Origin of the sequence: Veronia pacifica (assembly GCF_001707825.1) — a bacterium.
Lineage (GTDB): Bacteria > Pseudomonadota > Gammaproteobacteria > Enterobacterales > Vibrionaceae > Veronia > Veronia pacifica.
In genome coordinates this window covers 1-12,226 of record NZ_LYBM01000003.1, presented here as the reverse complement: position 1 = coordinate 12,226, position 12,226 = coordinate 1, and the positions used below count along the sequence as shown (strand labels likewise).

General features: G+C 44.3%; 10 protein-coding genes. 2 read left to right on the top strand and 8 right to left on the bottom strand.

Annotated elements, in window-relative coordinates; genetic code table 11:
• Positions 1–9 precede the first annotated feature (9 nt).
• The 4 genes from cyoD to cyoA are packed head-to-tail and all read right to left on the bottom strand — an operon-like array spanning position 10 to position 3,961.
• Positions 10–348 (bottom strand): cytochrome o ubiquinol oxidase subunit IV, encoded by a 339-nt coding sequence (gene cyoD, locus A8L45_RS02830; RefSeq protein WP_068899033.1) that lies wholly within the window; start codon positions 346–348, stop codon positions 10–12.
• A complete protein-coding gene (gene cyoC, locus A8L45_RS02825) occupies positions 348–992 on the bottom strand; it encodes a cytochrome o ubiquinol oxidase subunit III (protein ID WP_068899031.1) in 645 nt (214 codons plus the stop codon). The genes cyoD and cyoC overlap by 1 nt, the downstream gene beginning before the upstream one ends.
• 16 nt (positions 993–1,008) lie before the next feature.
• A complete protein-coding gene (gene cyoB / locus A8L45_RS02820; RefSeq protein WP_245680636.1) occupies positions 1,009–3,048 on the bottom strand; it encodes a cytochrome o ubiquinol oxidase subunit I in 2,040 nt (679 codons plus the stop codon).
• Positions 3,049–3,076: 28 nt separating this feature from the next.
• A complete protein-coding gene (gene cyoA, locus A8L45_RS02815; RefSeq protein ID WP_068899027.1) occupies positions 3,077–3,961 on the bottom strand; it encodes a ubiquinol oxidase subunit II in 885 nt (294 codons plus the stop codon).
• A 1,761-nt stretch (positions 3,962–5,722) separates the two neighbouring features.
• Here cyoA and hppD point away from each other — a divergent pair.
• The gene (gene hppD / locus A8L45_RS02810; protein WP_068899025.1) at positions 5,723–6,775 is read left to right on the top strand and encodes a 4-hydroxyphenylpyruvate dioxygenase; all 1,053 of its coding nucleotides are present in this window, start codon (positions 5,723–5,725) and stop codon (positions 6,773–6,775) included.
• A 101-nt stretch (positions 6,776–6,876) separates the two neighbouring features.
• Positions 6,877–8,190: a fumarylacetoacetase gene (fahA, locus tag A8L45_RS02805; protein WP_068899023.1), complete on the top strand. Its 1,314-nt coding sequence runs from the start codon at positions 6,877–6,879 to the stop codon at positions 8,188–8,190.
• Between the two features lie 126 nt (positions 8,191–8,316).
• On the opposite strand, the gene nudC is transcribed toward fahA, so the two are convergent.
• From nudC to A8L45_RS02785, 4 genes are all read right to left on the bottom strand, one after another.
• On the bottom strand, positions 8,317–9,246 hold the full coding sequence (nudC, locus tag A8L45_RS02800; protein WP_068899021.1) for an NAD(+) diphosphatase: 930 nt from the start codon (positions 9,244–9,246) through the stop codon (positions 8,317–8,319).
• A 12-nt stretch (positions 9,247–9,258) separates the two neighbouring features.
• Positions 9,259–9,603, bottom strand: coding sequence for a winged helix-turn-helix transcriptional regulator (locus A8L45_RS02795; RefSeq protein WP_068899019.1), 345 nt, complete (start codon positions 9,601–9,603; stop codon positions 9,259–9,261).
• A 228-nt stretch (positions 9,604–9,831) separates the two neighbouring features.
• Entirely contained in the window at positions 9,832–11,631 is a 1,800-nt protein-coding gene (locus tag A8L45_RS02790; protein WP_068899017.1) for a M3 family oligoendopeptidase, read from the bottom strand.
• A 303-nt stretch (positions 11,632–11,934) separates the two neighbouring features.
• The gene (locus A8L45_RS02785; RefSeq protein WP_068899317.1) at positions 11,935–12,126 is read right to left on the bottom strand and encodes a DUF2986 domain-containing protein; all 192 of its coding nucleotides are present in this window, start codon (positions 12,124–12,126) and stop codon (positions 11,935–11,937) included.
• Positions 12,127–12,226: the final 100 nt, after the last annotated feature.

Here is a 12,226-nt window from a genome sequence, read left to right as displayed (position 1 = left end):
GATATCCGATCAGTGACCCATCAGCATGTTGTGATTCAGGTGATCCATGATCCACAACGAGCCAACAAGAATAATGGCCACAATTACGACCACAAATACTGCGGAAGTGGTGTTCCACATCTGCTCGGATGAGGTGTTCATGTGTAAGAAGAACACCAGCTGTACCATAATCTGTGCGACGGCAAAAACCATGATCACACCAACGATTAACTGTGTTGAACCCATGTTTGCCATCACCATGGCAAAGGGTACAAGAGTCAATACGATAGAGTAAATCAAACCGTGTACATACTCTTTAACGCTACCATGCGCTTGACCGCCCTGGCCATGCTCTGAAGAAGTTGCCATTACAATACTCCCATCAAATACACCACACTGAATACACAGATCCAGATAACATCAAGGAAGTGCCAGAACAGGCTCAGGCACGCCAGACGGGTCTTGTTCTCTTCACTGAACCCATCACGTTTAAAGTGGACAAACAAAACGCTCATCCATACAAGACCTGCAAACACGTGAAGTCCGTGCGTTGCAACCAGTGCATAGAATGATGACCAGTAGGCACTGCTGTGGAAGGTTGCACCTTCGTGGCTGAAGTGCCAGAACTCATAAAGCTCCATGACAAGGAAAGACAGACCAAGGGCAAAGGTAATACCCAGCCACTTGAACATACCTTGCATGTCTTCAGTGTGTGATTTCAGCATCGCGATGCCGAAAGTGAAACTACTCAACAATAGAAGGGCTGTTTCACCTAACACGAACGTCAGGTTAAACAGTTCTTTTGGCTCAATCTGGCCAGCAAAGCTGTTTGAGAATACGGCGTACACTGCAAACAGAGTACCGAATAACAAACAGTCACTCAGGATATAAATCCAGAAACCAAAAATCGTATCACCTGCGTAGTCGTGATGGTCATGATCATCGTGATCATGACCGTCATGCGACTGAGCAGCGACGTTTGGGTCAAATGTATTTTTTACTTCTGTGGTCATAACTGCTCTTAGTCCCTTATGCCAATGAATCTGCTGGTTTCAGGTCAGAAGGTTTAGAATCATCTTCTTCACTGGTAATTGGCTGTTTGCCATGGACACGAGCCAGATGCTCACGCTCAATTGCTTCAACTTCAGATACTTCAACGTAATAGTCTTTGTTGCGTTCGAAGCTGTATGCAATCCAAGACGCGACAATACCCAGGGTACCGAAAATAACCATCCACCAAATATGCCATACAAAACCGAAGCCCATTGCTAGCGAGAATGCACTAATTACAACGCCGGCCCATGTGTTTTTCGGCATATGGATACGCTTGTAACGGTCAGGTGCTTTGTACGCTTCTCCATTTTCCTTCATGTAGAAATGTTCATCACGGTCATGGATTTTTGGCAGCGTCGCAAAGTTGTAGAACGCTGGTGGTGAAGAGGTTGCCCACTCAAGAGTACGACCATCCCACGGGTCACCAGTAACGTCCTCGTTCAGTTTGCGGTCACGGATACTGACGTAAACTTGATAGAACTGAGTTGCGATGCCTGCTGCGATGATCATGACACCTACAGCAGCAATCCACAGCAGCGGTGCCCACTCAGGGTTATCAGCAACATTCAGACGACGGGTCATACCGTTGAAACCAAGCACGTAAATTGGCATGAAGGTAACAAAGAAACCGACTGTCCACAGAACACATGCGATCTTGCCGTACTTCTCGTTCAGCTTGAAACCAGTCGCTTTCGGGAACCAGTAAGTGAAACCTGCAAAGTAACCAAACAGTGCGCCACCGATAATGACATTGTGGAAGTGCGCGATAACGAACAAGCTGTTATGCAATACAAAGTTTGCAGCAGGAACCGCTAACATAACGCCCGTCATACCACCAATGGTGAAAGTGATAAGGAACGAGATCGTCCACCACATGCTTGAAGTGAATTCAACACGGCCTTTGTACATCGTAAACAGCCAGTTGAAAATCTTAACACCAGTCGGTATCGAGATAATCATTGTGGCAATACCGAAGAAGGCATTAACACTTGCTCCTGCACCCATGGTGAAGAAGTGGTGCAGCCATACGATGAATGACAGAACCATGATAACTGCAGTTGCCCATACCAGAGAGGTATAGCCGAATAGGCGCTTACGCGAAAAGGTCGCTGTAACTTCAGAGAAGATACCAAACGCTGGCAGAATGAGGATGTATACCTCAGGGTGGCCCCACGCCCAGATCAGGTTGACGTACATCATCATGTTGCCGCCCATGTCTGAGGTAAAGAAATGGGTACCGATGTAGCGGTCAAGCGTGAGCAGTGTCAGGGTAACGGTCAGGATTGGGAATGCGAGAACGATCAGGGCGTTTGCACACAGTGATGTCCAAGTAAACACAGGCATTTGCATGAGCGTCATGCCGGGTGCACGCATGCGGATGATGGTAACGACAAAGTTAACACCAGTCAGCAAAGTACCAATACCTGAGATCTGAAGTGCCCAGAGCCAATAATCGACACCAACCCAGGGACTATACTCCATGCCTGAGAGCGGAGGATACGCCAACCAACCTGTTGCGGCGAACTCACCGATAAACAGTGACATGTTGATCAGAAGTGCACCAACAACGAATAGCCAGAAGCTCAATGAGTTCAAGAAGGGGAAGGCTACGTCGCGGGCACCGATTTGAAGTGGGACGATCACGTTCATCAGGCCAACCACGAATGGCATAGCGACGAAAAAAATCATTATCACACCATGCGCAGAAAATATCTGGTCATAGTGTTCCGGTGGAAGATAACCGGCCCCGTCGAGAGTTGCAGCGGCTTGTTGGGTACGCATCATGAACGCGTCAGCGAAGCCACGGAAAAGCATTACCGCCGCAACGATAACATACATAACACCAATTTTTTTGTGGTCGACAGATGTGAGCCATTCATCCCAAAGATACTTCCACTTACCGTAGTAAGTAATAAGACCAAAGAGGCCCAAGCCCCCAAGGACTGCTGCCAGCATCACTGGAAGAATGACTGGGTCAGTATAAGGAATTACGTCCCAGTTTAACTTGCCGAAAATCGGATCTGGATCGGCGTACACGTCACCTTTATAAGCCATTTTGGACTCCCGCGTGTTTCTCAATAATGTCTTTGAATCGGAGTGGATCGACGGACGCAAAGTAAGTCACAGGGTGAGGTGTTTTGATCTGTTCTTTGGCGTTCGCCGTCAGAACGTCATAACTGCCGTCGTTCAACACCTTGTCTGATGTCTTAACTTTCTGAACCCACTGGTTGAAGCCAGCGTCATCAACTGCATGAACTTTAAACTTCATGTTAGTGAAGCCGAATCCGCTGTAATTGGCAGAAATGCCACGGAATTCACCTTGTTCTTCAGCCATCAGATAAAGCCTGTTTTCCATCCCCGCCATTGCGTAGACCTGGCTGCCTAGCTGTGGGATGAAGAAAGAGTTCATAGTGGTGTCAGAAGTCACAAGGAATTCAACCGGACGGTTAACTGGCAATGCAATTTCGTTAACTGTCGCGATTTGTTGCTCTGGATAAATGAACAACCATTTCCAGTTCATCGCTACAACCTGAATAGTCAGAGGCTTCTGATCAGATGCAATTTCTTTCCTTGGGTCGAGAGAGAAAGATGTTTGATAAGTTATCCAACCCAAAGCCAGGATGATAAGACAAGGGACAGCCCACACAACGACTTCAATTTTAGTGGAGTGCTCCCATGTCGGTTGATACTCAGCTTCCTTGTTGCTGTGGCGGTACTTGTAGGGGAAGTACACAGACATAAACAAGACAGGAACTATGATGATCGCCATTAACAACACTGATGTGATTATCAATGAAGATTGAGCTTCACCAATGGGACCTTTGGAATCGAACAACACCATATTGGTGCTGAACAGTGCAACCAGAAGTCCCGTTATGAGGAGCGCAAGAAGCGAAAATGCGACCTTCTTGCTGGGATTTATTTTCATTTTTCCTCCCTGATCCTGAACTACTCTCAATAACTCAAGTAATAAAAACCAGAAAATATGTTGTAAAAGTTTAAATAAATGTTAAATGAATGTAAAAATATTGCTCATCTATATTTATTTCTGTTAACTTAAATTAAACATTTAAGGTTTAATTTGTAAGGGTAATAATTTCTCACAAGGTTCGTGCAGTAAACATACACATTTTGATATTCATTTTTTTTGGTGTAAATCCGCCTTTTACTTTTTGTTACGAATGGCATGATTGAGGCGAGCTTCTAGCATAAGAATAGCTGCGCTTCTTTATTTTGGATCAATTTTTACGTTCAATAAAGGAATTTAGTTTAAATCAGCATTGCTGGTAAGGTTAAAGGTGTTAAAAGTTGATCTCTATTTGTTTTCGCAAAAATAAAATTTCTTTTTCGTTCGAAATCTAGTAAGCAGTTTCTTCTGCCTTCACTCCCTGTTTTTCGCTAATGTTGTCTTTTAAGAAGTATTCTCTCCTAGTTTTATCATGATAAAGCCAAATAAAAACAATCGCTTAAATAAAATCACTGTAGTTGCATTGTTAGACCAAGTACCTCGTTTATCTGTCGATCTTGCGAGTGAACAGGCATTCAATTATGTCCATTGAGTACATCCTTATGAAGGGAAAAACAGCCCGTTCTGTACTAAAAACCACGATAAATTATCCTTACTTTTTTTAGTATTATTAACAAGATTTTATTATGAAATTTGTGTGCTCAATATTTTTATAGCGAAGAATATCTGAATTCATTTTTTCAAAAAATGCCAAGAAGTTTAATTAAACGGCATTATGTTAACGAGCTAGAGATAAATTTAACAATCTATTAATCTTTTATGAAAGATTATATTGATGAGATAGTCGTTTGAAATATGACCTATTAAAATAGATTCTTTTTATTTCCAGTATTTTAAAAACAAGTTTACGGAATAGTAATTTAAGTGTTAATAACAATCTTAATACTTTAACTGCTCATTAATGTATCAATGTTAGAGGTTTGTGAGTTCTACCCAAAAGCTCTCTTCAATCTCTTTCTTCAATAAAAGAATATTCAGCTTTCTCTATATGTTGAGACAAAATCAAGCTCTCTGGATGTCTTCAAAAAGCCATTTTCCTGTTTTACCTCTCATTAATCAGAGGCGACTTTTTATGATGTCATGAATCTCATCCTTCACGAGGTTTCTGTTGTATGCCACGTCCGTCATCACAACTGATGTAGACTGTACACACACCAAGAACATGGTTATGGCCTATTGGATGAGTGAAACTCACTGTGAAGTGACTCTAAAGTTTTTAATGGGCTAATTAAGTGAATTTCATCTAAACGTGCTCATAACTGTGCGGTTGGTCAAGTTAACTCGTTGATATGCATTCAATGTAAACTTATCGTTACATTCATTTGGTGGTAGCTGATTATATATACAGTTTTAACTCGCAGTTATATCCGATAAATAACCACTTTCATTGATAAAATATATGTAAAACAATTGTTTATTGGCTTTTCTTTCCTGTGTAAAAAGCAGTTCAGCTTCTTTTGACCATGATCAAAATTCTTTAACGTCCCAAATGCTAACAAATTGTAAATTAGGGTTATGACACCGATACTTTTGTCCAATCACCTTTACAATCGCGCTCATTGCTAAATGCCTCAGTTACCTTTTCCTTGCAGCCAATTTGATTAATTATCTTCTCAACGAAACACACAAATGAACCGCATTTGTTATTGAAGGAATAAGACAATGAGCGAAGTTTTAAATCCACTTGGTTTGGTTGGTATTGAGTTTACTGAGTATGCATCTCCAGATACGGACTATATGCATAAAGTATTTACTGATTTCGGTTTCTCTAAGCTGAAAACATTCAAAGGTAAAGACATCCTTTACTACAACCAGAATGACATTCATTTCCTGCTTAATAATGAGCGCGAAGGGTTTGGTGCTGAGTTTGCTCGTAGCCATGGACCTGCAATCTGTTCTATGGGTTGGCGTGTTGAGAATGCCCAGAAGGCATTTGATGTAGCTGTTGAGCGTGGTGCCAAGCCTGCGACTGATTCAGCAAACAAAGATTTCCCATACCCAGCTATCTACGGTATCGGTGACAGCCTGATTTACTTCATCGAGAATTTCGGTGAAGAAAATAATATCTATAACTCTGATTTTGAAGATTTACCTGCAGAATCTCAAAGTGTTGTTGAAGACAAAGGTTTTATTCGTATTGACCACCTGACCAACAACGTTTACAAAGGCACCATGGAGAAATGGGCTAATTTCTATAAAGATGTATTCGGCTTTACTGAAGTTCGTTATTTCGACATCAAAGGCCAAAAAACGGCACTGCTTTCATATGCCCTTAAATCTCCATGCGGTACCTTCTCGATTCCAATCAATGAAGGTAAAGACAATAACAACAACCAGATTGATGAGTATCTGAACGAATACAATGGTCCGGGCGTACAGCATCTCGCATTCCTGACTGATGATCTGGTTAGCTCTCTTGATAAGCTCGACAAATCAACGATTGCAACGCTGGATATCATTCCGGAATACTATGAGACGATTTTTGACCGCGTACCTTGGGTAAAAGAAGACCGCGAAAAGATTCGTCAGCACCAAATTCTTGTTGATAGCCAGGCTGATAATTGCTATCTGCTCCAGATTTTCTCTAAGAATTTGTTCGGTCCCATCTTTATTGAGATGATTCAACGTGTTGACGATGGTGGCTTCGGTGAAGGTAACTTCCAAGCCTTATTCGAATCAATCGAACGTGATCAAGAGCGCCGTGGTGTTATCTAACACCGACATTATTTTCTAAATGAAAAGCAGCTTTTGATAAGCTGCTTTTTCTCTCTCTGAGAGCAAATTGTTGCCTCCACTCAGGTCAAGAAGGAAGGACCATGTCACTAATCAATGAAACTCATGACGTAGCACTGAAAAGTTGGGTAGAAAGTGCCAATGTTGCAGGCACAGACTTTCCTATTCAAAATTTACCGTTTGCTGCTTTCCGTCGTAAAGATAGCGATGAAACGTTCCGTGGCGGAGTGGCCATCGGTGATCAGATTGTTGATTTAAAAATCCTTGCTGATACCGAGCTTTTTACTGCCGATGCACAGACTGCGGCTAAAGCTGGAGCAGACCAGCAACTTAATACTCTAATGGGATTGGGTCAGACATATTGGTCTGCGCTACGACTTGCTCTATCAAAAGCATTACGTGAGGGCTCAGAACAACAATCAGTACTCGAGAAGGCACTGGTTGCTCAAGCTGATGTTGAGTATTCGGTTCCATGTCACATTGGTGATTACACTGATTTTTATACCTCTATCTATCATGCAACTGCTGTAGGTCGTCTGTTCCGTCCAGATAACCCGTTATTACCAAACTATAAGTGGGTACCAATCGGTTATCACGGTCGTTCATCGTCAATAGGTGTTTCTGGGCAGGCATTCCCAAGGCCTAAAGGTCAGACAAAAGCGCCTGATGCCGAAGCTCCTTCGTTCGGCCCGTGTAAACGTTTGGATTATGAACTGGAACTGGGTATTTATCTGGGTAAAGGAAATGAACTAGGCGATACCATTGCTATTGAAGACGCAGAAGATCACGTGTTTGGCTTCAGTCTCTTTAATGACTGGTCAGCCCGCGATCTGCAGGCATGGGAATATCAACCACTCGGGCCATTTTTGGCGAAAAACTTCGCGTCTACCGTATCACCATGGATCGTAACCACTGAGGCGCTGGCACCTTATCGTTCTCAATGGCATCGTGACGCTGAAGAGCCACAGCCGCTTGAATACCTTGAGTCTGCGCATAACCGCGAATCAGGCGCTTTTGACATTCAGATGTCGGTTCTACTGGAAACCGAAAAGATGCGTGCTGATAACCAAACTGCGGCCAAGCTCTCTGAATCCAGCTTTAAGCACAGCTACTGGACAGTGGCTCAAATGGTTACTCACCATACTGTCAACGGTTGTAACTTCCAGCCTGGGGACATGCTCGGTTCTGGCACTCAGTCTGGGCCTGAACATGAAGAGGCGGGTTCGCTGCTTGAATTGTCTCGCGGTGGTAAAGAATCCATCACTCTGGTCAATGGTGAGGAGCGCAAGTTCCTCGAAGATGGTGACAAGGTCATTATGAATGGTTGGTGTGAAGCCGATGGCTTTGCTCGTATCGGTTTTGGTTCTGTTGAAGGCACCGTGCTTCCCGCAAAGTAAACGACACCGAAATCACATACTCAGAGTAACGAGTAAGACGGGTTTAATTGAAAAAGTCGCCGATGGCGACTTTTTTATTTGCTCAAGATACTTTGAAACAACAAGCGTTGGAAAAGTGCTCTTGATCTACTGAGTACCAATATCACCCTGTCGCCAACTGTTTATCAAGAAACTCGAAATAGAATCGCTCGGCGGCATGATCACCGTGCCAGTAGCTTCTAACAAATCTAGTTCCTCTCTTGAACACCATTTCGCCTTTTCAAGCTCGTCATTTTCAGTATCAATTTCAATTGAGGTTGCCGTCGCAATAAAGCCAAGCATCAGTGATGATGGAAACGGCCAAGGTTGTGAAGCAACATATGTTGGATTTACACAGTGTATCGACGATTCCTCATACACCTCACGAATCACTGCTTCCTCAAGGGTTTCGCCCGGGTCGACAAAGCCTGCAAGTGTAGAGTAGCGGCCAGTCGGCCACTTGGCCTGTCTTCCCAGCAGGCAACGTACAATGCCATCGTCGAAGCGCTTTTCCACTAGCATAATAACTGCAGGATCGGTGCGCGGAAAGGTGGGTTTATTACAAGCTGAATTCGTACATCGCCTCGTGTGACCACCCTCTGCTGACTGGGACGGATGTCCGCATCGACCGCAGTATCCGTTCTCCTGATGCCAGTAACACAAGGCCTTTGCGTAAGCTAAGATGGCAAGTGTGTCGCTATCCTTGTTATGTCTGGCTTGCCTGACTTCATGCCATTCTCCCAACGCTGACACTGTCTCTTCCTGAGACGGCGAAAGTTCCCAGCAGTCGATGGCAAAATAGGCTTGGTTTTCACTTTCACCCAGAAACACAGTCTGTTCAATCGTGAGATCGTTAACTAGCTGCTTATTCACAAAATATGTAGCATCTTCAGCAGCACTATTTCGAGAGAGTACCTTGCCTTCTTTGACAGGGATAAACAATGTGCGGCTATCGTTAAATTTTTCTTCAAGCCATTGTGATTTTTTTCTTTCTCTGGACTGGCGATCCAGAGGCATTCCAGCGTAAGTCTGCACCATGTCTTTCACTACTTATTTGTTGTTATCATCGATATGAATTGCTTCGGCCCACCGATGGGACCAACCGCCTAATGGCTTAATAAAGTCACACAATTCGCGGCCCAACGGGGTGAGCTGGTAACCTTCCTGACTGGTTTCGACCAATGCCAGTGCTTTGAGTTCCTTGAGGCGGTTATTGAGCAGAGTAGGCGATATTTGTTCACAGCGTTGTTGTAATTCACGGAATGTCGCTCTGCCTTGGCTCAGTTGCCAAATAATTCCGAGAGCCCATGTCCTGCCCAACATGTCCAGCAGAGCCATAATGGGTTTTCCGGAGGTTGACCCCCTAACGGGTCTGTGAGGGTAGGGAACTGACACAACATACTCCTGTTCAATTTTAATCACATTAGCATGCTACATAATGTGTAGCAATCAGGTATGTTTTATACGACGCAATGATGTGATGAGCAGGGATAAATGAGATAGACGTTAATGACTATCTTTGTGAGCAACCCACTTAAACGCTTTGGTGTGGTGACAACGTCACGAAAGAGGGCGATAACACAAAAAAAGCAGGCCATATGACCTGCTTTTTTATAGGACTAACTATTTTATCGCTTCAATCAGTTCATTAAATAGTTTAACTTGCTCAGCAACTTGGTCCACACTCTGTGACCAGAAGTCAGGTTTTCGGATGTCCACACCCAAGTGTTTTTCAACCACTTCCTCTGCTGTCATGGAGCCTGTATCACGCAATAGGGCTTTATAATCGGCATAGAAGGAATCACCTTTTACACTGCGTTGTGCGTAAACACCTTTGCTGAACAGATAGCCAAACAGATATGGGTAGTTGTAGAAGCTGAGATCGGCAATACTGAAGTGAAGTTTGCTGGCCCAGAACATCTCATTAGTTTCTTTCATGGTATCGCCGTACCATTCAGACCATTTCTCTGACATCAGCGCCGACAACTTATCGGCACTCAATTCACCATCTTTCCGCTGCTCATAAAACGCTTTTTCAAACTCAAAACGAACAGGGATATTGATCATCAGTGCCAGTGCAGATTGCGCTTCCTCCCACAGCATTGCCAATTTGTCACTGTCTTGTTTAGCCTCTTTGAAAAGCGCATCGCGAACTATATTTTCAGCGAAAATAGAGGCGGTCTCAGCCAGTGTCATCGGGTAATTACTTTCGTCGATTGACAGGTCACGCAGCACCCAACTGTGATAGGCATGGCCCAGTTCATGGGCGAGGGTGACCACGTCTGACATACTTTCACCCCAGGTCATAAAGACCATTGGGGTACGTGTTTTGAAAAATTCAGTACAGTAAGCGCCAGGTTGTTTATTCGGCTGAGGGGCTGCGTCGATCAGGTTGTTCTCAACCATCATGTCAACGAATTCTGCCATTTCCGGGTCAACGTCTGCGAACGCTTTTCGGATGATGGCAATACCTTGGTCAAAGCTGTAGGTCTCACCCTGCGAGTCAGACAGAGAGGGCATAGAAGCGAGTTCATCCCACGGCTTTAGCGTGTCGGTGCCTAACAGTTTTGCCATCGCCAATCCTGCCTCTTGTCCGACATGACGCTGTTCTTTTGCCACCGACATCAAGGCATCCAGCGTTTCGCGGACAATACGGCCGTCATGTAAGGCTGGGTCAAGGAAATGAACCTGAGTCTTTTTACTACGCTTTTGATATTCCGTTAAGCGGCTGCCAGAGAGGGCATTTAAAATAGCTGCAAAGGAGGTCTGATTGGTTTTCATTGCGTCAGCAATAGCATTCCACGCGGGCTCACGACGTTTGCGGTCGGGTCCGTACAGGATACTTGCAGCCTGTGAGAGCCCCAACGTTTCTTCGCTGCCATCGTCAAACTTGAGGGTGGTTGTCATGGTGCCAGTCAAATTGTCGTAAAGGCGTCCCCATGCAGCAGTGCCATTAACATTCATTGCAGACAGTAATTGCTCCTCCTCGACGGAGAGAAGGGTATCTTTCAGTTTTCTCTTTTGTGACAGGGGAAAACGGAATCGACTTCGGGCCCCCTTCTCGTCATTACCATCGAGCACAGCCTCAAAAAATGCGTCATCGCAAACTACCAGTAGGTTTTTGGCTGGCTCCATGGCTTGATTCAGCTCCGCCCCGAGCGCACTGAGTTTACTGATAACAAGTGTCGCGTCTTGGTTGGTTGCATCGACAGATGCGAGGCAATTGGCATAGGTTGAAAGGCTCCAAACGAGCGAGTCGGCTTGCTCACCGAGCGCCAATACTCGCTGACATTCAGTAACAGACGATGGGTGGATTTCAGAAATAGCGTGTATGAGTGATTTTGCCTGCTCAATATCAGCCTGGTAGTCGTCGCCGGATAGGCTGCTATACGCAAAAGAGAGATCCCAACTTGGTGCTGTCATTAATGACTCCTTGTGATCATGATGTAGGCCTCTTTTAAAAACAGTGAGTTATACATCATGAGATGTTGGTCTGAATGACAGAGAACCTGCCTTCAGTAACAATGGGTACATCCATCGAGATGGAATAGTGTAATAGATTGATTATGAAGGCAGACTAATGAGAAAAGAAATCGGGAGAGTGGTTTTGAGAGGAATGAAAGCACTTTTGCGAGTGAACAGAAATTAAGACTATCTTATCTGGTGGCTATGTCGCCACTGTATTTCTGATGGCGACATGAATGCAGTAATGCGATGCTAAATAGCTCACTCACTGTCAGGGTGGGCATGATTCCCCGCATCTTCGGACGTAACGTTATTCTGTTGTGTTTCTTCAAGCGCCAATTTTTCGCGGTCTGCTTTCGAGATATACTTGGGTTTGTTGCTTTTGTGCAGCTTGGCGTTTTGCTTTTTAGCTTTTTTCTTCAGAGTCTGAATAACTTTCTTTTTTCGGTTCATGATAGGTGACAGCTTATTGGGACAGTAAAAATGAGGCGGTATTTTGCGTGACTGTGGCGTTAATGGCAATAACAAAAAAGACACCCTAGGTGCCTTTTTC

Bases quoted from the DNA above. Each gene is read 5' to 3' on its own strand.
- A8L45_RS02785 (WP_068899317.1), bottom strand. From the start codon at position 12,126: ATGAACCGAAAAAAGAAAGTTATTCAGACTCTGAAGAAAAAAGCTAAA.
- hppD (WP_068899025.1), top strand. From the start codon at position 5,723: ATGAGCGAAGTTTTAAATCCACTTGGTTTGGTTGGTATTGAGTTTACT.
- nudC (WP_068899021.1), bottom strand. From the start codon at position 9,246: ATGGTGCAGACTTACGCTGGAATGCCTCTGGATCGCCAGTCCAGAGAA.
- cyoA (WP_068899027.1), bottom strand. From the start codon at position 3,961: ATGAAAATAAATCCCAGCAAGAAGGTCGCATTTTCGCTTCTTGCGCTC.
- A8L45_RS02790 (WP_068899017.1), bottom strand. From the start codon at position 11,631: ATGACAGCACCAAGTTGGGATCTCTCTTTTGCGTATAGCAGCCTATCC.
- fahA (WP_068899023.1), top strand. From the start codon at position 6,877: ATGTCACTAATCAATGAAACTCATGACGTAGCACTGAAAAGTTGGGTA.
- cyoC (WP_068899031.1), bottom strand. From the start codon at position 992: ATGACCACAGAAGTAAAAAATACATTTGACCCAAACGTCGCTGCTCAG.
- cyoD (WP_068899033.1), bottom strand. From the start codon at position 348: ATGGCAACTTCTTCAGAGCATGGCCAGGGCGGTCAAGCGCATGGTAGC.